The sequence below is a fragment of the Pelagibacterium mangrovi genome (assembly GCF_036662815.1).
GTDB lineage: Bacteria > Pseudomonadota > Alphaproteobacteria > Rhizobiales > Devosiaceae > Pelagibacterium > Pelagibacterium mangrovi.
In genome coordinates, this window is record NZ_JBAFXA010000007.1 from 222,050 (window position 1) to 247,139 (window position 25,090).

The 25,090-nt window shown below is 61.3% G+C and carries 24 protein-coding genes; 14 read left to right on the forward strand and 10 right to left on the reverse strand.

Annotated elements, in window-relative coordinates:
- Positions 1-23 precede the first annotated feature (23 nt).
- The 4 genes from V4T21_RS14105 to V4T21_RS14120 form a co-directional block, all read right to left on the reverse strand.
- Positions 24-1,289 carry a glycerate kinase type-2 family protein gene (locus V4T21_RS14105; protein WP_332717890.1) on the reverse strand — a complete coding sequence of 422 codons (1,266 nt, stop codon included), beginning with the start codon at positions 1,287-1,289 and terminating at the stop codon, positions 24-26.
- Positions 1,290-1,378: 89 nt separating this feature from the next.
- On the reverse strand, positions 1,379-2,260 hold the full coding sequence (locus tag V4T21_RS14110) for a 2-hydroxy-3-oxopropionate reductase (protein WP_332718002.1): 882 nt from the start codon (positions 2,258-2,260) through the stop codon (positions 1,379-1,381).
- A gap of 138 nt (positions 2,261-2,398) precedes the next feature.
- Entirely contained in the window at positions 2,399-3,280 is an 882-nt protein-coding gene (locus tag V4T21_RS14115) for an HpcH/HpaI aldolase family protein (protein ID WP_332717892.1), read from the reverse strand.
- Positions 3,281-3,421: 141 nt separating this feature from the next.
- Entirely contained in the window at positions 3,422-3,715 is a 294-nt protein-coding gene (locus tag V4T21_RS14120) for a putative quinol monooxygenase (RefSeq protein WP_332717894.1), read from the reverse strand.
- 207 nt (positions 3,716-3,922) lie between these two features.
- Here V4T21_RS14120 and V4T21_RS14125 point away from each other — a divergent pair, with 207 nt between their 5' ends.
- The 3 genes from V4T21_RS14125 (at position 3,923) to V4T21_RS14135 (ending at position 6,805) form a co-directional block, all read left to right on the forward strand.
- Entirely contained in the window at positions 3,923-4,912 is a 990-nt protein-coding gene (locus tag V4T21_RS14125) for a TRAP transporter substrate-binding protein (RefSeq protein ID WP_332717896.1), read from the forward strand.
- Positions 4,913-4,996: 84 nt separating this feature from the next.
- Complete coding sequence (locus V4T21_RS14130; RefSeq protein WP_332717898.1) at positions 4,997-5,515, forward strand: TRAP transporter small permease; 519 nt, start codon at positions 4,997-4,999, stop codon at positions 5,513-5,515.
- A 12-nt stretch (positions 5,516-5,527) separates the two neighbouring features.
- Positions 5,528-6,805 carry a TRAP transporter large permease gene (locus V4T21_RS14135; RefSeq protein ID WP_332717900.1) on the forward strand — a complete coding sequence of 426 codons (1,278 nt, stop codon included), beginning with the start codon at positions 5,528-5,530 and terminating at the stop codon, positions 6,803-6,805.
- Between the two features lie 117 nt (positions 6,806-6,922).
- Here the strand turns inward: V4T21_RS14135 and V4T21_RS14140 are convergent, their stop codons facing one another.
- Together V4T21_RS14140 and V4T21_RS14145 are read right to left on the reverse strand one after the other, a co-directional pair.
- On the reverse strand, positions 6,923-7,738 hold the full coding sequence (locus tag V4T21_RS14140) for a FadR/GntR family transcriptional regulator (RefSeq protein ID WP_332717902.1): 816 nt from the start codon (positions 7,736-7,738) through the stop codon (positions 6,923-6,925).
- A gap of 398 nt (positions 7,739-8,136) precedes the next feature.
- The gene (locus V4T21_RS14145; protein WP_332717904.1) at positions 8,137-8,667 is read right to left on the reverse strand and encodes a PadR family transcriptional regulator; all 531 of its coding nucleotides are present in this window, start codon (positions 8,665-8,667) and stop codon (positions 8,137-8,139) included.
- Between the two features lie 171 nt (positions 8,668-8,838).
- Between V4T21_RS14145 and V4T21_RS14150 the strand changes: the two genes are divergently transcribed.
- From V4T21_RS14150 to V4T21_RS14160, 3 genes are all read left to right on the forward strand, one after another.
- Positions 8,839-10,626 (forward strand): bifunctional metallophosphatase/5'-nucleotidase, encoded by a 1,788-nt coding sequence (locus V4T21_RS14150; protein ID WP_332717906.1) that lies wholly within the window; start codon positions 8,839-8,841, stop codon positions 10,624-10,626.
- A gap of 102 nt (positions 10,627-10,728) precedes the next feature.
- A complete protein-coding gene (locus tag V4T21_RS14155; RefSeq protein ID WP_332717908.1) occupies positions 10,729-11,196 on the forward strand; it encodes a DUF3237 domain-containing protein in 468 nt (155 codons plus the stop codon).
- A gap of 46 nt (positions 11,197-11,242) precedes the next feature.
- Positions 11,243-12,550, forward strand: coding sequence for a flavin-dependent oxidoreductase (locus tag V4T21_RS14160; RefSeq protein WP_332717910.1), 1,308 nt, complete (start codon positions 11,243-11,245; stop codon positions 12,548-12,550).
- On the opposite strand, the gene V4T21_RS14165 is transcribed toward V4T21_RS14160, so the two are convergent.
- On the reverse strand, positions 12,522-13,223 hold the full coding sequence (locus tag V4T21_RS14165; RefSeq protein ID WP_332717912.1) for a FadR/GntR family transcriptional regulator: 702 nt from the start codon (positions 13,221-13,223) through the stop codon (positions 12,522-12,524). The genes V4T21_RS14160 and V4T21_RS14165 overlap by 29 nt on opposite strands.
- 303 nt (positions 13,224-13,526) lie before the next feature.
- Between V4T21_RS14165 and V4T21_RS14170 the strand changes: the two genes are divergently transcribed.
- From V4T21_RS14170 to V4T21_RS14195, 6 genes are all read left to right on the forward strand, one after another.
- Positions 13,527-14,516 carry an ABC transporter substrate-binding protein gene (locus V4T21_RS14170; RefSeq protein ID WP_332717914.1) on the forward strand — a complete coding sequence of 330 codons (990 nt, stop codon included), beginning with the start codon at positions 13,527-13,529 and terminating at the stop codon, positions 14,514-14,516.
- 66 nt (positions 14,517-14,582) lie between these two features.
- Positions 14,583-15,410, forward strand: coding sequence for an ABC transporter permease (locus tag V4T21_RS14175; RefSeq protein ID WP_332717916.1), 828 nt, complete (start codon positions 14,583-14,585; stop codon positions 15,408-15,410).
- Entirely contained in the window at positions 15,407-16,216 is an 810-nt protein-coding gene (locus V4T21_RS14180; protein ID WP_332717918.1) for an ABC transporter ATP-binding protein, read from the forward strand. Before V4T21_RS14175 ends, V4T21_RS14180 begins: the two co-directional genes overlap by 4 nt.
- A gap of 3 nt (positions 16,217-16,219) precedes the next feature.
- On the forward strand, positions 16,220-16,972 hold the full coding sequence (locus V4T21_RS14185) for an ABC transporter permease (RefSeq protein WP_332717920.1): 753 nt from the start codon (positions 16,220-16,222) through the stop codon (positions 16,970-16,972).
- Positions 16,973-16,974: 2 nt separating this feature from the next.
- On the forward strand, positions 16,975-17,691 hold the full coding sequence (locus tag V4T21_RS14190; RefSeq protein WP_332717922.1) for a fumarylacetoacetate hydrolase family protein: 717 nt from the start codon (positions 16,975-16,977) through the stop codon (positions 17,689-17,691).
- Positions 17,692-17,751: 60 nt separating this feature from the next.
- Positions 17,752-18,576 (forward strand): sulfite exporter TauE/SafE family protein, encoded by an 825-nt coding sequence (locus V4T21_RS14195; protein WP_332717924.1) that lies wholly within the window; start codon positions 17,752-17,754, stop codon positions 18,574-18,576.
- A 57-nt stretch (positions 18,577-18,633) separates the two neighbouring features.
- Here the strand turns inward: V4T21_RS14195 and V4T21_RS14200 are convergent, their stop codons facing one another.
- Positions 18,634-19,221, reverse strand: a complete 588-nt coding sequence (locus V4T21_RS14200) for a hypothetical protein (protein WP_332717926.1) — start codon at positions 19,219-19,221, stop codon at positions 18,634-18,636.
- 203 nt (positions 19,222-19,424) lie between these two features.
- On the opposite strand from V4T21_RS14200, the gene V4T21_RS14205 reads away from it, so the two are divergent.
- Together V4T21_RS14205 and V4T21_RS14210 are read left to right on the forward strand one after the other, a co-directional pair.
- Positions 19,425-20,195 carry a HugZ family pyridoxamine 5'-phosphate oxidase gene (locus V4T21_RS14205; protein WP_332717928.1) on the forward strand — a complete coding sequence of 257 codons (771 nt, stop codon included), beginning with the start codon at positions 19,425-19,427 and terminating at the stop codon, positions 20,193-20,195.
- Positions 20,196-20,420: 225 nt separating this feature from the next.
- Positions 20,421-21,857 (forward strand): glucose/sorbosone family PQQ-dependent dehydrogenase, encoded by a 1,437-nt coding sequence (locus V4T21_RS14210; protein ID WP_332717929.1) that lies wholly within the window; start codon positions 20,421-20,423, stop codon positions 21,855-21,857.
- A 73-nt stretch (positions 21,858-21,930) separates the two neighbouring features.
- Here V4T21_RS14210 and V4T21_RS14215 read toward each other — a convergent pair whose 3' ends face one another.
- A complete protein-coding gene (locus tag V4T21_RS14215; protein ID WP_332717931.1) occupies positions 21,931-23,892 on the reverse strand; it encodes an acetoacetate--CoA ligase in 1,962 nt (653 codons plus the stop codon).
- 1 nt (position 23,893) lies between these two features.
- Entirely contained in the window at positions 23,894-25,066 is a 1,173-nt protein-coding gene (locus tag V4T21_RS14220; RefSeq protein ID WP_332717933.1) for an acetyl-CoA C-acetyltransferase, read from the reverse strand.
- Positions 25,067-25,090 lie beyond the last annotated feature (24 nt).

Here is a 25,090-nt window from a genome sequence, read left to right on the forward strand (position 1 = left end):
TGAAAGGTGCAAAGCACGACCGATCAGCGCACGAATATCGCCCGGAAATCATTGACGTTGGTATAGGTGGGGCCCGTCACCACAAGCCGCTCGGTCTGCCGGAAATAGCTGTAGGCGTCGTTGCGATCCAGAAAGGACGCGACGTCGGAATTGCCGATAGCACCCTGCGAAAGGTCGAACCACGCCCCGGCATTGTCCTCGGTGCCGTCGATGCCGTCGGTATCGCAGGCAATGGCCGCCACTTCGCTGTGCGATTTGAGGGCCAGATAGAGTGCGAGCAGGAATTCCGTGTTGCGCCCACCCCGCCCGATCGCTTCGGGCCTGAGCGTCACCGTGGTTTCCCCGCCCGAAAGCAATACGCAGGGCGCGACGAATGGGGTCTTATACTGGATGATCGAGCGCACCATGCCGGCCATTGCGACGGCGACCTCGCGCGCCTCCCCCTCGATGGCATCACCCAGAATGATCGGGGATATCCCCATCCGCTCGGCTTCCCGGCTGGCCGCATCGAGCGACATGCGCGGGGTGGCGATCATGTGGACGTTGTTTTCCTCTTCCGCCTGGACGCCGCCGGAATTGTCGAACAACGCTTTTTCGGCATGTGAGGGAATGTCGATCCGGTAGCGGCGCAGAATGGCCCGCACCTCTTCAAGGTCGTTGTGGGCGACGATGGAGGGCCCGGACCCGATGGTCGCCGGATCGTCCCCCGGAACGTCGGAGATGATGTAGGTAACGACGCGAGCGGGCGCGGCGACGAGGGCGAGCTTGCCGCCCTTCACCGCCGAAAAAGCCTTGCGCACCGCGTTCATTGCCCCGATCGGCGCGCCCGAGCGCAGCAATTGGCGGTTGATCTCCTGCTTGTCGGCCAGGGTTATCCCTTCGACCGGCATGGTCAGGAGCGAAGACGCGCCGCCCGAGACGAGGACGACCACGAGGTCGTCGGGACCCGCGCCGCGCGCCATCTCGACGATTTCGCGCGTGGCCGAAAGCCCAGCGTCGTCGGGCACCGGATGGGCCGCCTCGACGATACGGACGTGGCGGGTAGGCACCGAATGGCCATAGCGCGTGATGACCAGACCTTCGCACGGCACCTGCCAGGCGTCCTCGAAGGCTCGCGCCATGCGGGCAGAAGCCTTGCCCGCCCCCAGAACGATGGTACGCCCCTTTGGCCGCTCCGGCAGCAGGGCGTCGAACTTGCCATCCGGCAGGGCCGCTTCCAGCGCCGCATCGAACAGTCTTTTGAGAACCTGCTCGGCATCAAGATTGCCGATCTCGTCTGCGGCAAGCATCGCCCGGCCTCCCTTACTCCTCGAAGCGTCCCACCGTGCCCCGGCTTGTCGCCGACGGTTCTTTTCAGCGGGACGCACCGCTACACTGATCAGGCGATTTCGTGATCCGCCTGCATCTCAAGCGCCCGGATCAGGGCCGAATGATCCCAGGCGCGTCCGCCATGGGCAGCGCAGGCGCTGAACAATTGCTGGCAGAGTGCGGTGGCGGGCAGCGAGATATCGAGTTTGCGCGCCGAATCCAGCGCGTTGTTGAGATCCTTCTGGTGCAGCTCGATACGGAAACCGGGATCGAAGGTACGCTTGACCATGCGCTCGCCATGGACCTCGAGAATGCGCGAGGAGGCAAAACCACCCATCAGCGCTTCGCGGACCCTGGCCGGATCGGCTCCCGCCTTGGAGGCAAAGACCAGCGCTTCGGCCACCGCCTCGATAGTGAGGCCGACGACGATCTGGTTGGCGATCTTGGCGGTTTGCCCATCGCCCACTTCACCCACGCGGGTGATGTTCTTGCCCATCAGTTTGAACAGCGGCAGGACGATATCGAAATCCGATTGCGCACCGCCCACCATGATCGAGAGCGAAGCCTGCTGGGCGCCGACCTCGCCGCCCGAAACCGGGGCATCGAGATAGCCGCACCCCTTTTCGGCGACCTTGGCGGCAAATTCCTTGGTCGCAATGGGAGAGATCGAGCTCATGTCGACCACGATCTTGCCGGCTGAAAGGCCTTCGTAAAGACCGCCGTCGTCGAACAGAACCGCCTGGACATGGGGGGTGTCCGGGACCATGACGATAATCACGTCGGACTGTTCGGCGACGGCGCGGGAGGACTCGCAACCCTGCGCCCCTTTCTCGGAGAGCACCGGAGGAACCTTGACCCGGTCATAAACGAACACGGTATGACCGGCATCGAGCAGATGGCCGGCCATCGGCGTTCCCATAATTCCGGTTCCGATGAATCCGATATTCATGATTCACTCCTCTTGGTGGCCCTTCGGGGCACAGATGTATCAAGTGTCGACAGGTGAACCGGCCACGACATCAACAGGGGCCGGCTCGATAACGGTACGGCACCCCGGCCCACAGGCCGGGACACCGTCGGGAGGTTCGGTTTATTGCGGACGCGCGGTCGCTTCGGCTTCCGCTTCTGCACCCCGGCGGATCAATGACATTTCGTTGCCGGCCTGGAAGCAGGAGAAGCCTTCGCGTTCGGCGCGCCAGCGCAGCGGGCCGCACACCTGCAATCCGTTCGAAGTGGCAGCGTCAAACACGCGATCCACGATCGATTCATATTCCGGCGTACCTTCGGCATAGCCCGAGAAATTACCGAGGTCGCCGCTGGCGATCATCAGGGCATCGAGCCCTTCGACCTGCGCGATGTCATAGACCTCCTCGACGCCTTCCATGGTTTCGATCATGGCGATGACGACGATGTTGTCGTTGAGCGTGGCGCGGTAGCCGCCCTCGACATCTTCATACATGCTCCAACGCTGCCCACCGCCCTGGCTGTGACGGCCAACCGGCGGGAACTTTACCCAATCTACCGCTTCCTGAGCTTCCGCCGCGGAATCGATGGTCGGATAGACGATGACCATCGCGCCGGAATCCAGCGCGTGCTGGGCTTCGCGTTCGTCGGTATAGGCAAGGCGGATACCGTGCGCGGCTTCCGCATCGGGACAGGAAGCAAACATGCGCGCCACCGATTCCCAACTCGTCGCCTGATGCTGCATTTCCACCCAGGTGAAGTCATAGCCGGCATTGGCCGCGGCGCAGTAGGTCCGCGGGTCGGTCGCATCGATGGTGACGCCCACGAGGTCTTCACCGGCGGAAATCTTCTGCTTGGCCGTGTTCCAAACCGGAACCTCGCCCTCGACGACATCGCGCGGGCCGTATTCCCATTCCGATGCAAGGAATTCGGTTTCCTGCGCCAATGCGCCGCCGGCCACTGTGCAAGCCATCAACGCCGATACGGCTGTTTTCGCAAAAATATGCATTTCCTCTCTCCCTTCCCTTTGCGGGAAATTAAATGACAAATTAAGTTCGTCCCATTTCAACAGTAGAGTCAAATATAAAACAAAGTAATTCGTAGTATAAATGCTAGATTTATATGATACTATTATAGACCGAAATCCCAATCATTCGATCAGATTGCTGAAAAACTCACGCTCTCGCTTTTCGAGCTGCGGGATGATGCGGCCGGAAATAATGCGTTCGAAATGCGCTGTGCGCCTGTGAGCATCGGCGGCGGGTTCGTCGACATAGACTTCATAGAGCAGGAACTGATTGGGATGCTCGTTGGACTCCCAGACCTGATAGCTGATGCAGCCGGGCTCGGATTGCCTGATTTCCTGCGCCATCTCCTTGAGGTCCGCCAACACCTGGTCCCGGTGCCCATCCTTTATGAAGTAGCGGGCGGTCATCAAAATCATCTGGTCACTCCCTTCTGGCTGATTATTCGATTGCCACTCTCAAGAATAATTGTCAAAGTATATTTGTTTTATACTATCGTGGTATGATACTACTAATCGTTTTTCTATTGACCTCTATTGTAATTACCTCAAGAATTGTTTGCAGCCCGCCCTCGACGCATCGGTCGGAAAGGCGGCGTCATCGCTTTTTTGGAGGAGTGCAGAGAGATGAATTATTTCGGATTGATCCGCGGGGCCGCCCTTGCCGGTATTGCAGGGCTCGCCCTTGTGGCAGGCTCGGCCCAGGCACAGACGGTCTGGCGCATCAACGTATCCATGCCCCAGGACGGGCACCACGGCATCGCCATCGATACCTTTGCCGAGGAAGTCGAGCGCCTGACCGAGGGGCGCTATGTCATCGATACCTTCTATGCCGGCTCGCTGGGCGGTGAGCGCGAATCCATCGAAGGCGTACAGCTCGGCACGCTGGAGCTGACCTTCACCTCGACAGGTCCGGTCCCCAACTTCGTACCCGAACTCTCGATCCTCGACATTCCGTTCCTGTTCCGCGACTACGAACATGCTCGCGGCGTGCTCGACAGCGAGATCGGCGACGAATTGCTGACCCGCTTCGAATCCCATGGGATCAAAGGTCTCGCCTGGGCCGATAACGGCTTCCGCCATATGACCAACGACATCCGTCCCATCGAAGGCCCGGGTGATCTGAGCGGCCTCAAGATGCGGACCATGGAAAGCCCGGTCCATATCGCGGCCTATCGCGAATTCGGCATCCTGCCCACGCCCATGCCCTTCCCTGAGGTCTTCGCCGCTCTCCAGCAGGGCGTCGTCGACGGTCAGGAAAACCCGCTTTCGGTGATCGAATCGAACAATTTCGATGAGGTCCAGCAGTACCTTTCGATGACCGGGCACGTCTTCTCGCCCTGTGTGTTCCTCATGAACCTCGATCTGTGGAACGGGTTGTCGGAAGAAGATCAGGCTCATTTCGTCGCCGCCGCCCAGGCGGGTACGGCTGCAAACCGCGAACGCGTGGATGCTGACGAAGCGACCGCTATCGAATCGATGCGCGCCGACGGGATGGAGATCATCGAGGACGTCGATCGCGACGTGTTTATCGAGGCCCTTGCCTCGGTCAACGCCCAGTTCGAGGAAGATTTCGGCGCCGAGGAAGTCCAGGCGATCCGCGACTGGCAGCCCTGATCGCTCATTTCCGAGAGCGCAATTTTACGGCGGGCGTCTTCGGACGCCCGCATTTCCGGCTCACATCTTCAAGGACCCCTGCTTATGCAATCGGTCATTTCTGCATTCCTGGCGGTCGACAGGGTGCTCAACAGGATCATCGCCGTCGTCGCGGTCCTGGCGCTCGCGATCGCCGCTTGCCTAGGGCTGCTCCAAGTGGTTTCGCGCTTTGCCCTCAAAATTCCCCTTGAATGGACCGAAGTCTCCATTCGCATCGCGCTCGCCTGGATGGTGTTCGTGGGTGCCGCGCTGGTTTTCCGCGCCGGCGCCATGATCGCCGTCGATATGGTGCGCCATATGATGCCTCAGCGCTTCAAGCGGCTTCACGATGCCTTCATCACCCTCGTCACCCTGGGGTTTCTCGGGCTGCTGGGCTACTGGGGGTACATCTACGCCAATCGCAGTGCCACCCAGACCTTGCTGGGGCTCGATTTCATCTCGGTTTACTGGGCCTACATTTCGATCCCGATCGGATGCCTGTGCTCGGCCATCGCCGTAATCGCCCGTTTCATCGAACACGAGCCAGTTTCTGACGAAGAGCAGGAACTCGAGCTGGTCCAATAAGGTAATTTCGCAATGGCTGTCGTCATGCTCGGGGTCATGCTCCTGGGCTTCATCCTCTCGATCCCCGTGGCGGTCTCCATCGGCCTTGCCAGCGCCGTCGGATTGGTCATCACCAACACCAACATGTTGATCTTGCCCAAGGAGATCTACACGGCGATCGACAAGTTCCCGCTCGCCGCCATCCCCTTCTTCATCCTGGCGGGCACCATCATGGAACGCGGCGGCATCTCGCAGCGGCTCGTCAACTTCGCCAAATCCCTGGTCGGAGGCATGCAGGGCGGTCTGGCGGTCACCTGCGTTCTGACCTGCATGATGTTCGCCGCGGTTTCGGGTTCATCGATCGCCACGACCTTCGCGATCGGCGCCATCCTGATTCCCGCACTCGTTCGGGAAGGCTATCCCCGCCCCTATGCGGCGGCGCTGCAGGCCAGCTCGGCCGAACTGGGCATTATCATCCCGCCTTCCATCCCGTTGATTCTCTATGGCGTTTCGACCGAAGTCTCGATCGGCGAGTTGTTTATCGGCGGCATCGGTCCTGGCATTTTCGTCGGCATCATGATGATCATCGCCGTGGTGATCCATGCCCGCATGAACGGCTTTGGCAAGGTGGCCAAGGAAAACCGGCTCTCGGTGCCGAGGGCCGCGCTTGAGGCCCTGCCGGCGCTCGCCCTGCCCGTAGTCATTCTGGGTGGCATTTATTCGGGCATCACCACGCCGACTGAGGCCTCGGTGATCGCCGTCTTTGCCGCATTGCTCATCGGCATGTTCATCTACCGCGAAATCGGCCTCAAGGATCTCTATCCGATCTTTTACAAATCGGTGATGTCGACGGTGATGATCATGATCATCATCGCCTGTGCCGGGTTGTTCTCCTACCTCATCACCCGCGCCGGCGTACCCAACGCCATCGGCATGTATCTGCGCGACACCCTCTCCGATCCGTTGCTGTTCCTGCTGGCCGTCAATATCGTGCTGCTGCTGATCGGCATGTTCGTGGAGACCAACTCCTCGATCCTTGTGCTTTCGCCGATCCTCGTGCCCGTCGCCATATCGATGGGTATCGACCCGGTTCATTTCGGCCTGATCATGGTGGTCAATCTGGCCATCGGCATGGTGACCCCGCCGCTGGGCGTCAACGTCTATGCAGCCTGTACGGTGGGCAATGTGCCGTTCGAGAAGGTCGTGCCCAGGCTGTTGCCCTTCCTTGGCATCATGATCTTCAACGTTCTGGTGATCACCTACGTTCCGGAGATCACCCTGTTCCTGCGCGATCTGTTCTACAGCCGGTAACAACAGATCGCAGCAGAAGGGGCCTCCCTCCCGGGGGCCCCTTTTTGCCGTCCGCTCACAAGCAATAAAAAAGGGGGAGGCCACAGCATGGCCTCCCCCCTCATTCGTATCCATACTTCAGCGGTCGAGCGGCAGGGCAGCGCCTTCGAGATCGAGCGGCAGGGAGATGACGACCGGTTCGTCCGCCAATTCGAACCTTGCGTTCTCGATGCTCTCGCGGATGACTTCCGACATGGCGAGACACGCCCCGCTGGGATTGCCGTCGCGAATTTCGGCAAGAACCAGCGCGTGACGGTTGATCGAGCGCTTGAACCGCTCGTCATTGTCGATCGGCGCGCTGATCGCGAAGGCATTTAGGATGCAGGCCTCGATGATCGAGGAAAAGGTCTGCATGAACGGATTGCCTGAGGCGATCAGCACCTCCTGGTGAAACACCAGATCGGGCTCGGCATAGGTCTTGCGCGTATGGTGCGGCTTATCCATCAAATTGAGCGCATACTGCATGCGCTCGATATTGAGCGGCGTGCGCCGCAGAGCCGCCTGCGCGGCAGCAGCCGGTTCGAGCGCCTGACGCACTTCGAAAATCTTGCGCAGGAAGCCATTGTCGACTCCCAGCTCGATCCGCCAGCTTAGCACCTGCGGATCATAGAGGTTCCAATAGCTCTCGTTGAGCACGCGGGTGCCGATCTTGGTCTTGGAGACTAGAAGACCCTTGGCCGCCAGCGTCTTGATCGCCTCGCGGAGCGCGGTGCGCGATACAGTATATTGATCGATGAGATCGCCTTCGGGCGGCAGGAGCGAGCCGGGCGGGTATTCGCCGCGCAGGATTCGCATGGCGATGTCCCGGGTGATCAGGGCGTGCGCCGATTTGATCGGCCCATGCAGCAGCCTGGGCAGAACCGCCACGTCCTCGGAATGAATGTCCTTATGCATTACCATCATCATTCTCCTCCAATCATGATGCGGCATCGTTGGAGCCTGACGCTCCGCAACCATGTTCCTGTGGCGCCGGACATTTCGTCCCGGCTCCACGCCCCGGCCTCCTCTTGTTCATGCTGATGGTGCAAAGCGACCTTGAGTGTCGCAGCCGGGCGAAAAGCCCGTCGACTGCCAGCGGAACTGGCGAAATCTTGCATCGTTTATATGCCGGACGAACAGTGTGCCCATCGAAGCGCGGCAGGGTCAACTGCCGGCGAATTAATAGTATTAAACCGATCAACGACTTGGCTTACTTCACGCCCCGGCGGGAAATCGTTGCAAATACACAGTGATCGGCAAATCGGCCGGCGCTCAAGGCGCCCGCACGCCCTGCGATTCGCTGTGGCGAAGCGTCACATACGCTCGATGGTCCCGGCCACTTCATCGATGAGACGCGCAGCTTCGAGCACTTTTTTTTCGTCGAACCCCGGCTTGCCCGACGAGGCGACGAGGACCTGGCGAAGATTGCCCATGGCCCGCCGCAAAGGAGCCGGATCGGTCCGATCCTTGGCTTCGGCTAGCGCCGCGAGACGCGCCCGCGCCCCGGCAAGTGCCGTCTCGTTCTCGGCCAGATGGTCGCGTCCTGCCTTGGTTATCGCAAAGCTCTTACGCGCACTGCCAGTTTCGATTTCCTCGATCAACCCGATCTCGAGCAACAGCGAGAGCGTGGGATAGATCATTCCTGGGCTCGGGGCATAAAGTCCGCCTGACCGCGTTTCGATCTCACGGATCAGCTCATAGCCGTGCCGGCTCTGTTCTTCGATCAATTCCAAAACGACGAGCTGCAACTCGCCGGAGTCGAATACCCGGCCGCGCCGGCGGCCACGATGAAAAGGACCACCGCGCTCGCCCGGGAAATGCCGTCCGTGATTGTCTTCACGCATGTCATATCTCCTTTATGATACAATCAAGATATATTTTGAATACATCTTGGGGTCAACCCACACCAGTTTTGGGGATTCCGGACGAAAAATCCGATACCGTAATACGGACGTCACAACTGCTCTTTAGCCGGATCGCGGATCCCCAGATGATGCAAAATGAAGGTTCACAGCATGCGTCGCCTCCCTTTCTCCACATCAGCAAGCGCGTTGGCCATCGCGCTCGCCCTTTCGACCGTTCCGGCAAGCCTGGCTCTGGCGCAGGACGGCGCCTTTGACCTTCAGATTCTCCACACCAACGACCACCACTCCCATCTCGCGGGCAGTGATTACGATCTGACCATCGACGGCCAGCCGGTTCGCATGGAACTTGGCGGCTTTGCGCGCATCGCCAATCTGATCGAAGAGATGCGAACGCCCAATACGCTCGTTCTCAACAGCGGCGAATTGAACGGCACGCTCTATTTCAGCCTTTTCAAGGGCCGCGCCGATTTTGAAGTCTTCAATGCCTTGGGACTGGACGCCTACCAGATCGGCAACCATGAATTCGACGAGGGCGAAGAGCTGCTGCGCGAGCTGGTCGACATGGCGACCTTCCCGATCCTGGGCGGCAATGTGCACCCCACCGAGGCCAGCCCGCTGCACGGCGCCGATATCCTGCCCTACATCGTCAAGGAGATCGATGGCGAAAGGATCGGCATCATCGGCGTCCTCAAGGTCGAAAAGACCGTCAAATCCTCGATGGTGACCGATGCTGTCGAGTTCGCGCCCGAATTCGAGAGCGTCAACGAACATATCGCCGCGCTCGAAGCCGACGGCGTCAACAAGATTATCGTCCTCAGCCATCTCGGCTACGACCTCGATCAGCAATTGGCGGCCGAGATTGCCGGTATCGATGTGATCATCGGCGGCGACACCCACGAACTCCTCGACAGCACCGGCGAACTGGCCGAACTGGGGCTGGAGGTCGATGGCGACTACCCCACCATCGTCAACGCCCCTGATGGCAATCCCGTCTATATCGCCCAGGCCTGGGAAATGGCGCACGGCATGGGCGTTCTCGACATAGCGTTCGACGCAGATGGCGCGGTGCTGAGCGCCGAAGGCAATATCATCCTCCCCATCGAAGGCCCGTTCCGGACCGCCGGCGAAGATGAGGAATTCAGCGAACTGGACGATGCCGGACAAGCGGCAATTGCCGATTTCGTCGAAGCCAGCGCCACGCTCGCCATCGTCGAGCCTTCCGCCCAGGTGACCGAGATTCTCGAACCCTACAGCGCCGAACTCGAAGAGTTCCGCAACCAGCAGATCGGCTCCGTGGCCGAAACGCTCGGCTTCGAGCGTATCCCCGAATCCTTCGAGGCGGGCGAGACGCCGACCGGCAGCTACGCGGCCTATTATGTTGCCGACAGCTTCCTGCAATATCTTCCTCAGGCCGACATCGCCATCCAGAATTCGGGCGGCGTACGCAGCCAATTCCTCGCCGGCCCTTTCACGGTCGCCGACGCCTATACCATGCTGCCGTTCTCCAACACCCTGGCCACCGTCGATTTGACCGGCGAGCAGGTGGTCGCCGTGCTCGAAGATGCTGCCGATTATTCGCTGACCTCGGGATCGACCGGGGCCTTCCCCTATGCCTCGCATCTGCGCTTCGACGTGGCCAAGAACGCACCCAAGGGTGAGCGGATTCTCAACGTCGAGGTCAAGGACCGCGCCTCGGGTGAATGGAGCGAAATCGACCGCGCCGCCATCTATCGGGTCGCGACCAATTCCTTCACCGCGCTGGGTCGCGACGGCTACGACACCTTCGCCGAAGCGATTGCCGCCGATCCCGCCGTGCATGAAGACAGCCACGTCGCCTATGCCGTGCCTCTGGTCGAATATTTCCAGAACGCACTGGAGGACAACGCCCTCCCCGCGATCGATCCCGGCGAATACAGCCTCAAATCTGTACGCGATTGACGAAAAGGGGCGGCCAAGGCCGCCCCTCCCGCTCCTATACGCTCGACTGCACAGCCAAATGCTGCAAGCATCTGCGCTTCGACACTTGCCGAGGAGCTGATCTTGCCGTCCCTGCCCGCCCCCACCCTCACGTTTTTCTGCACGCTTGAAGTCGGACTTTCCAAGCCCTTGGATGTGGGGCCGGCTGTAACCGGCACCCGGCGTATCATCCCCATCAAGGGCGGACGGGTTCATGGGCCGGGGATTTCGGGGCGTATCCTCGATGTGGGAGCCGACTGGCAGACCGTTATCGCGGGCGGTGTGGCCGAGCTCGACGCAAGGTATGCGTTTGAAACCAACGATGGCGCGGTGATCGAAATCAGGAATTTCGGTGTCCGGCACGGTCCCCCGGACGTCATCGCCAAACTCGCCGCTGGCGAACCCACCCCATCCGAATCGTACTATATGCGCTCGGGCGCGCGCCTCGAGACAGGCCATCCCGACTATGCCTGGATCAACAAGACCATGTTCGTAGGCACCGGCGCGCGGCTGGCCAGCGCGGTGCATCTCGATCTTTATATCGTCGAGTGACGGCCCAAATGCCGAATATCGATTGGTTGTTTGAAGGAAAAATACGGTGACCGGACCCCGTGTACTCATCGCCGGCGGCGGCATTGGCGGGCTGGCCATGGCGCTCACCCTCCACCAGATCGGCGTTCCGTTCACCGTGTTCGAATCGACGCAGGAGCTGGCACCCCTGGGCGTCGGCATCAGCGTCCAGCCCAATGCGGTGCGCGAACTTTACGATCTGGGCATCGGGCCGGACGATCTCGACACGATCGGCGTGCCGACCCGGGAATGGGCCCTGGTCGGACTTAACGGCAACGATATCTATTCCGAACCGCGCGGCCTCTTTGCCGGCTACCAATGGCCGCAATATTCGGCCCATCGCGGCAAGTTGCAAATGCTGCTCTACCGCAAGCTGATCGAGCGTGCCGGGCCCGACTGCGTCAAACTCGGCCATAAGGTCATTGGCTACGATATCGCCCATGACGGCACCGTATCGGTTTCCATCAGGCTTGCCGGGAGCGAAATCGTCAGCGCGCCCGGCACCCTGCTGATCGGCGCCGACGGCATCCATTCGGAAATCCGGGCCCAGATGCACCCCAAACAGCCCCCCATCAATTGGGGTGGCGCGATCATGTGGCGCGGCACTACCAAGGCCAAACCCATCCGCACGGGATCGTCGTTCGTGGGCCTGGGCACCCATCGGCACCGGCTGGTCTTTTATCCCATCTCTCCGGTCGATCCCGCGACGGGCCTTGCCACCATCAACTGGATCGCCGAACTGACCGTCGACAGCACCGATGGCTGGAAGAACACCGGTTGGTTCCGGCCGGTTGAGGTCGATAGCTTCATCGAGCATTTCGCCGATTGGCGCTATGAGTGGCTGGACGTGCCCGATCTTTTGGGCCGCGCCGAAATTGCATACGAAAATCCCATGATCGACCGCGATCCGATCGATACCTGGCGCGATGGTCCGGTGGCGCTCATGGGCGACGCCGCCCACGCCATGTATCCGACCGGCTCGAACGGGGCCAGCCAGGCGATCGTCGATGCCCGCGTGCTCGGCGCGGCGATTCTCGAAAAGGGCCTAACCCCGGAAGCGCTCGCCGCCTATGACGAAAAACTGCGTGGCCCGATATCCGAACTCGTCCTGCGCAATCGCAGCGCCGGGCCGTTCGGCCTGCTCAACATCGTGGACGAGCGCTGCGGCGGGATTTTCGACGATATCGAAAAGGTGATTCCGGCGAGCGAACGGGCGGCATTCATGGCCGGCTACAAATCGGCCGCCGGCCTTGCCGCCGAAAAGCTCAACGCCTCCGCCCCCACCATTCCTCCCGGCGATTCGACCCCTATTGGCCTGCCGGCGACGGCTCCATGAGATGGCGCTCGACGGCGCGCAGATGCTGATACATTGCATTGCCCGCGCCATCGAGATCCCTATGCTCGATGGCCGCGATGATGCGGTCGTGCTCGGCAAATGAATGGTGATCGGACGGCGGCCGATCCGCGTTCGAGCGCAGCATGCCCCATACCACCGCGCGCCGCACGGCGTTAAGCGCGTCGAACAGCGCCAATAGCAGGCGGTTGTCGGTCGCCTCGGCGATGCAGCGATGCAGTTCGTTGTCGGCCGCCTCGTATTGACGCCATGTGCCGGCTCGGTGGGTGCGCTGCACGCAGCGGTGCATGGCTTCCACATGGCGCGAGGTTGCGTTGAGCGCGGCCTCGCGCGCGATGATCGGCTCGATCAACAGCCGCGTGCGCATGACTTCGGCGGGATTGGTTTCCCTGTCGATTTCGGCCAGGCTGAGCACTTCTATGGCGCGGCTACCGGTAAAGGTTCCCTTGCCCACATGCCGCCAGAGCTGTCCTTCGCTTTCCAGCGTCGCCAGCGCCTTGCGCAGATCGGCGCGCGACACTCCCAATTGCTCTGAAAGCTCTCGCTCGGCGGGCAGGCGCGTGTTGGGTGGAAAATTGCGGCGCGTCAGCCAGGCCCGCAACTGCACCAGTGTCGCCCCATTGCCTTCGAGGCTCACATCTTGATCGTCGTCCATATCCAAACCAATCCCGATTGGTTCGGGCAAATTATCCGGATTTCAATACGTGTCAATGCATTTGCCACGACCATTTGGCAAGCAAGGCAGTGACTTCCGCAGCCACCACCGTGCCTTGCACGAACAAAATTCCTTGTATTTCAATGAAATAGAGGAAAACAACCAGATCTGACCTTCCTAGACAGGATGCTGTTGACGTGAAACCAATTTGGTGAAATCATCAAACCATTCCGGATTTGGTTGCGCGCAAAAGGAGGGCCGCTCTTAGATCCGGCACAAAAATTCGTAAGGGAGGAGGAACTTATGATCACACATCGCAACCTTTTGACCAGCGCCATGGCATCCGCCGCCATTGTGGCCTTCGCCTCGCTGAGCGTCGTTCCCGCCTGGGCTCAGGATGGTCCGGTGCGCGTCGCCATGGGCGATATCGCGAGCGTGGAGAGCCTGGGACTTCTGGTGGCCATGGAGCGCACCAAGGAGCGGGGCGTCCCCATGGAGCTTACATTCTTCAACTCCGAGGACGTCGCCACCCAGGCGGTCGTTGGCGGTCAGGCCGATATCGGGGTCGGCGCGCCCTATGCCTTCATCCAGAATTCGAATGCGCCCATCCGCATGTTCTACCGGATGACGACGCTGCTGTTTTTCCCGGTGGTCAATTCCGAAGTCTATACGAGCTGGGAAGACCTTAACGGCCAGGAAGTCACCGTCCACTCGCGCGGCTCGGGCACCGAAGCGCTGATGCGCCTCATGGAAAGCCAGCACGGCATCCAATTTTCCAACCTCAGCTACGTTCCGGGTGCCGAAGTGCGCGCTGGCGCACTGCTGCAGGGGACGATCAACGCGACCATCATCGACGCGGCCTCAATGCGCTTGCTCGAGGAGCAAGCTCCCGGCAAGTTCATGCAACTCGACGTCGAAGGCGTCAACGCCACCGATGAAGCGCTCTATGCCAACACCAATTTCCTTGAAAGCCGCGGCGACGACATCGCCATCTTTGTCGAGGAATTGCTGGGCACCTGGGAAGACATCAACGAAAATCCCGAGATCGTCGCCGAATGGCGTGCGCAATACGATCTGCTCCCCGACCTTCCCGACGCGGCGGTCGGCGATATTTCCCTGTTTTACGCCGAGGCCGCCGAAGGTGGCGTACTTCCGCTGGGCGGGGGAACGCCAGAGGACGTGACCGACGATCTCGAATTCCTCGCCGCGGCCGGACAGGTCACCGCGCCCGAGGGCGAGACCGACGTTGCAATGTTCTGGGATTTCGGCCCCCTGGACGCCGCACGGCAGTAAGCGCGAGGGGCTGGCCCACACCATCCGGGCCGGCCCCTCTTTTCTACTCGAGCTTCTGGTGACCCCATGTCTAGCCTGCACGCGGCCGATGCCGCCCTGCTGCGCGACCGATCGGACGCCCCCGGCCTCCTGACGCGCCTCGTCGAAATCCCCCTGATCTGGAAATTACTTTCGATCGCCCTTTTCGCCCTGGCCTGGGAGTTGGCTGGGCGATCGGGGTTCAACTTCTCGTTCCCGACCTTTTCGGCAACAGTTGCCGCCTTCTGGTCAATGGTCGCCGATGGAACGATGGGCATGGCCTATCTGCGCACCATGGAGCCGCTGCTGATCGGGCTGGTCTTTTCCCTTGTCGTCGGCGTCAGCATGGGCGTGGCGATGGGGCTGCGCGAGGACGTCGAATGGCTGGCGCTGCCCATCTTCATCGTGATGCAGGCGGCCCCGATGGCCGCGCTCATTCCGCTGGTCACCTTCATCTACGGTATCAGTCTCGCGGCCAAGGTCGTGGCCGTCGTGATGCTGGCCATGCCGGTGATCACCATCAATTCCTATAAGGCGGTGCGCAACGTGCCCGGCTCGCTGGTCTCGATGTGCCACTCGTTCATGGGCAACCGACGCCAGCAGATCTGGTACGTGGTCATCCCCGCCGCCAGCCCCATGATGTTCGCCGGGCTGCGGCTCGGCGTGGCTGAGGGCTTTTCGGGCGTCGTCCTGGCCGAGCTGCTGATCACCCCGACCGGCATCGGCGACCTCATAACCTTCCACCGCTCGGTGGCCAATTTCGCCCACATGTACGCCACCATCGCCTCGATCGTTCTGTTCGCCGTCCTCGCCGTCGGCCTGCTGCAATGGATCGAGACCCTGCTGTTCCGCCCGGAAAAACGGAGTGTGAAATGAAGATCGCCAGTGCTCAAACGATTGAAACCGGAGCCCAGCCCGTGGGATCGAACAAGATCATCGAGGTTCGCAACGTCTCCAAGGTCTATGGCACCGAGGTCGTAGCGCTCAAGGACATCAACCTCGATTTCGAGGCCGGCCAATTGACCAGCCTGCTTGGCCCGTCCGGCTGCGGCAAAACCACATTGCTCAAGATCATCGCGGGGCTGTTGCCCGCCACTCAGGGCGAAATCCTCGTCAACGGCAGGCCGGTCACCAGCCCCGGACCCGAGCGTGCGTTCGTCTTCCAGGATTTCGCGCTCCTGCCCTGGGCAACCGTTCTCGAAAACGCTGCTTTCGGCCTCAAAATGCAGGGCAAATCTCGCGCCGAGCGCGAGGACATCGCCAATCATTACGTCAAGGAAGTGGGACTCGATGGCTTCCAGAAAAGCTATCCGCACCAACTTTCAGGCGGCATGCGCCAGCGCGTCGGCCTCGCAAGAGCCCTCTCGGTCAATGCCGACGTGCTGTTGATGGACGAACCGTTTTCGGCGGTCGACGAACAGACCCGCCGCAAATTTCAGGAAGACCTGATCCGCCTGCGCGAAGTGGAGAAAAAGACCTTCATCTTCGTCACCCACTCGATCGAGGAGGCAGTCTATGTCTCCGACCGGATTATTCTTCTCTCGCCGCGTCCCGGCCGTGTCTCCGAGATCATCGACCCCGATATTCCCGGCGATATCGGCCCCGATGCCCTGCGCCGCAACGAGGTCTATCTCGAGACGGTGGAGAACATCTGGCACGGCATCAAGAAATACGTGGATTGAGCCATGACGCTATTCGGATACAAAGTCCCCAAGATGGCCTCTCTGATCGTCTGGCTGATCATCTGGGAAATCGTCGGCCAGCTCGACCTCTTGATGCTCTTCCCTCCGTTTTCCTCGGTGCTCATGGCGATGGGCGAGGTGGTCACCGCGCGCAGCTTCAATGAAGCGCTGTGGATCACCGCATCGTCCTATGCCCTGGGTATGGGACTGGCACTCGTCGTCGGCATCACGATCGGCATCCTGATGGGCCTGTTCAGACCGGTCGACAACATGCTCAACATGTGGGTCAACGCCTTTCTCTCGGCCCCCCTTTCGGCGCTGGTTCCGATCTTCATGATCCTCTTCGGCCTCGGCACGCCCACGGTGGTGGTGACGGTGTTCATGTTTGCGGTCTTTATCATCGTGCTCGACACCCGCGCCGGGGTTCAAAACATCTCCCCCTCGTTGATGGAGATGTCGCGCTCGTTCGGCGCCAACCGTTGGGAGCGCGCCAAGATCGTGCTTCTGGCCGCGCTGCCCGAAATCCTCGCCGGTATCCGGCTGGGCATGGTGCGCGGCGTCAAGGGCGTGGTCATCGGCCAGTTGCTGGTCTCGATCATCGGCGTTGGCGCGCTGTTCTCGCTCTATCAGCAGAACTTCCTGATGAGCCATTTCTGGGCGCTCGTCGTCCTTTTATTCACCTTTGCCTTGACCATGGCGGACCTGATCGGCCGGCTGGAAAAACGCATAGAATACTACGCACATGTGAGGAGCTAAAAATGAGCGAAAGTGCACTCAGGGCCAATCCGACCACCAGCTTCGTGATCGCCCCCAATCCGGTCCCGACCCTGCCCGTCGAAGGCACGAGCGAAGTTTTCCCGGTCAACCGCATCTTCTGCATAGGCCGCAACTACGCCGCCCACGCCGTGGAGATGGGGCACGACCCCGATAAGGAGCCGCCCTTCTTCTTTTTCAAGCACGGCGCTGCGGTGATCACCGACGGCACGTTCCCCTACCCCACGCAATCCTCCGATGTGCATCACGAAATCGAAATGGTGGTCGCGCTCAAAAAGGGCGGCACCGACATCGCCGTCGAGAATGCTCTCGATCACGTCTATGGCTATGGCGTGGGGCTCGACATGACCCGGCGCGACCTGCAGGGCGACGCCAAAAAGCTGGGCCGCCCGTGGGAAGTGGGCAAGAGCTTCGATGCCTCGGCGCCCTGTGGTCCGCTGGTTCCCGCCAGCCGGATCGGGCACCCTAACGTGGGGAAGGTCGAACTCAAGGTCAATGGCGAAACCCGGCAGGCCGGCGATCTCAACCAGATGCTCTGGAAAGTGCCTGAAATGATTGCGATCCTCTCGCGCTATTTCGAGCTGCAGCCTGGCGACGTGATCATGAGCGGCACCCCTTCGGGGGTCGGCGCCATCGAGCGCGGCGATACGATGGTCGCCAGCGTCCAGGGCGTGGGCGAAATCACCGTCAAGGTCGTCTGATCGTATCCCGGCGGAGCGCATCGGCGCTCCGCCCCTCTCCTCTCTCAAGGCTGATCATCAATGTTCGACGTCGACCCCGGCCAGGCGCTGTTCCTGCTCGGCATATTGATCGCGACGGGTGCCGTCGCCGGCATCGTTTCCGGCCTGCTCGGCGTGGGCGGCGGAATCGTCATCGTGCCAGTGCTGTTTTTCGTGTTCCTGGCCCTCGACATTTCCGAGGCGGTACGCATGCATGTGGCGGTCGGCACCTCGCTTGCCACCATCATTTTCACCGGTTTCATGTCCGCCCGCTCCCACTGGAGACGCGGCAGCGTCGATACTGCTCTTCTCAAAAGCTGGGGACCGTGGATCGCCTTTGGCGTCGTCCTGGGCACCATAGTGGGCGGCAATGTCTCGGGCACAGTGCTAACGCTGGTCTTTGCGGCAATCGCCGCGCTCGTCGCCATCAACATGGCCTTCAAGCCCGCCGACAATATCGCACCCCGGCCCATGCCGGGGACACCGATCAAGCAGCTTCTCTCGACGGTCATCGGACTGATCTCAGTGATGATGGGCATCGGCGGAGGCACCCTCGCGGTCCCGATCCTCTCGTTTTTTACCTACCCCATCCGGCTCGCCGTCGGCACGGCGGCGGCGATCGGGCTGATCATCGCCATCCCCGGAACCATCGGCTATGCCCTGTTCGGCCTGGGGACCGAAGGCTTGCCGCCGTTCTCGCTCGGTTATGTCAACCTCGCCGGCCTCATCGCCATCATTCCCACTTCGATGCTGACGGCGCCGCTGGGAGTCCGGATCGCCCACTCTATCCCCCAACTCGCCCTGCGCTGGTGTTTCGCGGCTTTCCTGGCCATCACCTCGATCCGGATGATCACCAGCATCTGGTAGGGCTTGGCTTTGCGTCCGATCGAACCGGAAAAGCCTGCAGCCTTTCCTGACCGCTCTCTAACGGGTTCGAGGCGGATCGGTGTCGGCAGGAGCGCCCATTCCGCCTCCGCCGGCCATTCCGCCCCCTCCTCCTCCCCCGCCACCGGCACCACCGCCTCCCCCACCACGGCCACCTCCGCCACGGCCGCCCGAGCTCGAGGGTCGCGAGGGGCCTTGCATCGGAATTTCGATATCCGATGGTATCGGATCGAGATCCAAAGCCTTGCGGATGAAATCGCGTAGCGAAACCACCAATTCGTGGGTATGGACGGGATGGCCAGCAAGCAGTTCGCGCGCCGCCTTGTCGGCCAACCGAACCTGTTCTTCGGTTCCCAAAAGGATGATGTCCGAGAGCGCCGCTTCGACGGCGTCCCGAATGATGCGCCGCCGCTCCATGAGCGTGGTATTAACCGGCGAGGCGATCACCACCGCTTCGTCGGCATCCGCCTCGCTCTCCTTGGGCTTCAGATCGCGAAGGTGTCGGGGATCGACAGTAAGATTTCCGGTAAACGAGCCACCCAGAACCTTATAGGCCGAGATCAGTGTCTTGAGCCTCTCATTGATCTGACGGTTCATGCGTTGTTGACGCTGTTGCAGCGTCATCATGAACACGATCCGCAGGCCGATCCCGATAAGCGCGAAGAACGCAAGTCCCAGGAGCGTGCCCAGAATGCTCTGCCAGGAGCTGAAATCGATAAAGCGCAGAATTGCCTCCCCAGGATCGATCGTCGCGAGCGATCTTATGGCCTTATCATCCGATATGATACGATAACGGCATAATCGATCGCCCGATAATGGATGGAATATTGATGGCTGAGCGGGAAAGTGTTTTTCAGGAGGCGACCGAGGAAATTATAAGGCAGGTCAAGACGCTGATCCGGACCTCGCGTCACGGAGCATTGGCGGTTCTCGATCCCGCCGATGGCTCTCCGCTTGCCAGCCGCGTGGGCGTCTCGACCGATATCGACGGCGCGCCCATCCTGCTCCTGTCGCGGCTGGCCGCCCACACCGGCGCGCTGCTCGCCGATCCGCGATGCTCGCTGCTGCTGGGCGAGGAGGGTAAGGGCGATGCGCTGGCCCATCCCCGAATTTCGATCAAGGCCGTGGCGCGCGAGATCGAGCGGAACAGCGACGATCACAAGCGGCTCGAAGGGCGATACCTCAGCCACCAGCCCAAGGCCAGGCTTTACGCCAACCTGCCCGATTTCAGCTTCTTCCGGCTTGAGCCTTCCAGCGCAAGCCTCAATGGCGGGTTCGGCCGCGCCTATATTCTCGACGCCCATCAGCTTTTGACCATTTCAAACGCCAACGCCGAACTAGCGGCGACCGAGCAATCGGCAATCGAGCATATGAATGAAGAGCATGGCGACGCCGTCGAGCGCTATGCGCGGTTTTATGCCAAGGCCCCGGCCGGCAGATGGACCCTTCTGGGCATCGACGCCGAAGGATTCGAGATCGGCAATGGCGGCGACATCCGCAGGATATTCTTTTCCATCCCGCTCGAATCGGCGCGGGACGTGCATCTGACGCTCGTTGCCATGTCGAAAGAGGCCCGCGCCGGCTTGTCCGTCGAAAGCTGATCGTCAACGAAAAGAACGAAAATCGACATCAATTCTTTTTGTCTGTTCGTTTCCGATGAACATTCTGTACAGTTTCATCCGGGTTCTCCGCGTCCCGTTTCTCACTAGATTTTGCTGACCCGTCGGGTTCCAGACGCTTTTGCAAGCGCTGCAGCAACAGGGCCCGCCGCGCCGGATACGAGCATCGTGTTCTTCGCGGAGACTGCCCAAATATCGGAGTGTGAGATGTTGTCTCGTAAGTTGTATCTGTCCGCCAGCGTTGCCGCTATCGTAGCGGGAACGGTGCTGAGCGCGGGCGGTGCGTTCGCCCAGCAGTCCCCTCAGGACGTTGTCGAAGCAGAATTTCCCTTTGAAAAGACCGTTCTGGTTGAAGGGCTTAGCGCCCCCCACGACATCAATATCGGTGCCGACGACCAGCTTTGGGTCACCGAGCGTATCGGCAAGCGCCTGATCCGCGTGGCGCCCGAAACCGGCGAGATCAAAATCGTCCATGAGTTCGACATCCCCGACGTCGCAGAAGGCGCCCAGAGCGGCGTCATGGGCTTTGCCTTCCATCCCGATTTCGGCAATGGCACCGACCAGATCTTCGTCGTCCATACCTATGAAGATCAGGATCGCACGGACCCGACCCGTCCCGACGAAGCCGATCCCTACCATCGCCTCTTCCAGAAGGTCGTCCGTCTCGATTGGGACGCCGAAACCGAAACGGTGACCGGCGTCACAGACGTTTTGACGGGCATTCCCGCCAACAACGACCACAATTCGGGCCGCATGGTGTTCGGCCAGGACGGCACGATCTACCTTACAGTGGGCGACCAAGGCCACAACCAGCTCGTCAACTACACCCGCCCCATCGAATCCCAGCGCCTTCCGACCGACGCCGAACTGGCCGATGAGGATTACATCGCCTATCAGGGCAAGGTTCTGCGCTTCAACACCGATGGCTCGATCCCTGAAGACAACCCCACTCTCGACGGCGTCCAGAGCCACGTCTTCACCCTCGGACACCGCAACGCCCAGGGCATCGCGGTCGGTCCCGACGGCACCATCTATGCCAATGAGCACGGCCCGAGCAGCGACGACGAAATCAACGTCATCGTCGCTGGCGGCAATTACGGTTGGCCCCATGTTGCCGGCTTTGCCGATGACAGCCACTACGCCTATGGCAACTGGTCGGCTGCCAGCGTCGATCCCTCGACTCTGACCTTCACCCAGCCGGAAGAAGGCTTCCCCGAGGAAGTGAGCGTTGAACTGGAAACCGAGTGGGCCGGCCTCGCCGATATGGAAACCCCGCTTGCGACGCTCTTTACCGTCGGCGCCGATGAAGAGTACGACTTCTCCTACTTCGCCCGCCCCACGGTCGGCCCGTCCGCCATCGAATATTATAAAAGCGACGCGGTTGCCGAGCTGAGCGGCCGTCTGCTCTCCACGGCCATGAAGCACGGTTCGATCTACACCATCGACCCGACAGCGACCGGCGACGACGCCACGTTCACCCGCTACTACCTCGGCCAGAACCGCCTGCGCGACCTGGCGATCTCCGATGACGGCGAGACGATTTACCTCGTCACCGACTCGGCCGGCGGCGTGCTCGATGCCGATGGTGAAGGCGTAAGCGAAATCGAAAACCCGGGCGCCATCCTGATCTACACCGCCAAGTAAGGCGCTATTGCAAAATCGGTCGGGCCGAGGACAGCAATGCCCCCCGGCCCGACAATTGTGTGCTGCATCGGCCTCAGTTCCACGCGGCGGTCGACCCGAGCTCCGGCAGATTCATATAGAGCTCCAGCGCTTCGGGATTGGCCAGCGCCCCGACGTTCTTGACCACGCGGCCGTGGATCGTATCCCGCACCGCGATTTCCGAGATCTTGCCCGAGCGGGTTCGCGGGATCGCGGCGACCGCGATGATCCTGGCCGGGACGTGGCGGGGACTGGCGCCGCTTCTTATGCGGGCGCGGATGGTCCGCTCCAGTTCGACGTCCAGCGTCGCCCCCTCCCGCAGCTTGACGAACAGGATAACCCGCTGGTCGCCCTCTATATCCTGGCCCACGGCGATCGCCTCTTCGACCTCGCCGATGGTTTCGACCTGCCGGTATATCTCCGCGGTGCCGATCCGCACGCCGCCGGGATTGAGGGTCGTGTCGGACCGCCCCTGGATGATGAACCCACCCGATGGACGCTTTTCCACGAAGTCCCCATGGGCCCAGACTCCCGGAAACCGAGAGAAATAAGCCTCATGGTATCGCGAGCCGTCGGCATCGCCCCAGAATTTGACAGGCATGGAGAGATGGGCGTTGCGGCAGACCAGTTCTCCCGCCGCTCCCGCCACAGGTTCGCCCTGCTCGTCGAACGTGTCGATATCGAGCCCCAGCAGCGCGCATTGCAATTCACCCCGTCGCACCGGGAGCAACGGATTGCCGCCCAGAAAGCAGGCGCAAATGTCGGTGCCGCCCGAAATCGAGGCCAGATGCACGTCCGGTTTCCAGTCGGAATAGATATAATCGAAACTGGTCGGGATCAGCGGCGATCCGGTCGAAAGGATCAACCGCAAATGCTCGAGCCTGTGGCTCTGCCGAGGTTTCAACCCGTCCTTGAGGCAGGCATCGATATATTTGGCGCTGGTCCCGAAAATGGCGATGTCTTCTTCATCGATGAGGTCGATGAGGCGTGCGTGATCGGGATGGAAGGGATTGCCGTCGAAGGTCACCAGCGTCGCGCCCAGCGACAGCCCCGAGACCTGCCAGTTCCACATCATCCATCCGCAGGTGGTGAAATAGAAGAACCGGTCCTCAGGCCCGATATCGCAATGAATCATCAGCTCCTTTTTATGCTGAAGCAGCAGCCCCGCGCCCGAATGGGTTATGCATTTGGGCTTTCCCGTCGTTCCCGACGAAAAAAGGATGGCAAGCGGCGCTTCGAACTCCAATCGGCGAAAGGCGATATCTCCGGGTGCGAACGGGGCCAACCATTCATCGAGCGTGACGCAATCGAGATCGGCAAGCGCCGCAGGCACGGCATCGGCAAGAATGACGATCTTTTCGAGCTTGGCCCCCTCGGCCACCGTCCTGATCGCGGGCGACACGTCGATCGCCTTGCCGGCATAGGAATAGCCCGGCACCGCTACGAGAATTTTCGGCTCGATCTGGCAGAGCCGGTCGCTCGCCCCCTCCGGGCCGAAATCGGGCGAGCAGGACGACCAGATCGCCCCCACCGCCGAGGTCGCCAGATAGGCGATGATCGCTTCGAGATCATTGGTGACGATGGCCGCGACCCGGTCGCCTTCGCCCACCCCCTCGGCCACGAGCGCCTGCGCGAAACGCGACACCTGGTCGTAGAGCCGCCGCCAGCTCAGCGTGCGGCGCGTGCCGTCATCGCGATGCGCGATGATCGCCAGCCCGTCGTCCCGCCGCCGGAGCATGTTCTCGGCGTAATTGATCCGGGCCTGGGGGAAGAACCTAGCATCGCGGATCGTTTCACCCGGCACGAAGGCCCTGCCACCCTTTTCTCCCACGATATCGAGATGATCCCACAGGGCTGAGTAGAACGCTTCGGGTTCATCGACGGACCAGGCGTGCAAGGCCGCATAATCGTCCGGCTCGGCGCCATGCAATGGCGCTGTCGCTTCGGCGAATTGCCAAAGGGACGAAGCCCTTTTCCGGGGATCGCCGGCCTCCCATAAGATATCGCCAATTTCCACCTTACCGCTCCACGCACATGGCGACGCCCATGCCACCGCCGATGCAGAGCGTCGCCACTCCGCGCCGCACGTCCCGCCGCGCCATCTCATGAAGCAGGGTCACCAGCACCCGCGCGCCCGAAGCACCGATGGGGTGCCCCAACGCAATGGCTCCGCCATTGACGTTGACCTTGTCCGGATCGATCGCCAGTTGTTCGACCACCGCCAGGCTCTGGGCCGCGAAGGCCTCGTTGGCCTCCCAGAGGTCTACATCGCCCATGCTCCAGCCGGCCTTTTCCAGCGCCCGGCGTGACGCGGGAACCGGTCCCAACCCCATGATATCGGGATCGAGCCCGGCCGTCGCCCAGCTCACGATCCGCGCCAGGGGCGCCACGCCGTTCTTCTCCAGCGCCGTTTCCGACATCAGGACCAGCGCCGCCGCGCCATCATTGATCCCCGAGGAATTGCCCGCCGTCACCGTGCCATCCTTTTGGAAGGCCGGCCGCAGCTTGCCCATGGTGTCGAGGCTCGCATCGTGCCGGATGAACTCGTCGGCGGAAACCACCGTCTCGCCCTTCCGGCTCGTAACGGTTACCGGCACGATTTCACCGTCGAAACGCCCCGTCCTTTGCGCCGCCGATGCGCGCTGCTGCGAGCGGAGAGCAAATGCGTCCTGCTGCTCGCGGGTCAGCCCGCATTGGCGCGCTACGTTCTCGGCCGTCACGCCCATGGCCATCCTGCCGAACGCATCGGTCAATCCGTCATTCATCACGGTGTCGACAAAGGTGACTTCGCCAAGCTTGGCGCCCGCCCGCAGGTGAGCCGCATGGGGCGCCCGGCTCATCGATTCCTGCCCACCGGCAACGATGATACTGGCATCGCCCAGCGCGATCTGCTGGGCCCCCAGCGCGACGGCACGCAATCCCGATCCACACACCTGATTGACGACAAAGGCAGTCGCGGCGTCGGGGAAACCCGCAGATCGCGCCGCCTGCCGCGCCGGGTTCATTCCCGCCGCCGCCGTTAGCACCTGCCCCATGATGAGCTCATCGACCCGACCGGCCTCGATACCGGCTTGGGCCATTGCAGCGCGCGCGGCGATTGCCCCCAATTCATGGCCATCGAGCGATGAAAGGGCTCCGCCAAGAACACCGATCGGTGTCCGCTTGCCTGCGGTTATGAATACGTTTTGCACGGTTTCTCCTCCCCGTCCTACTCA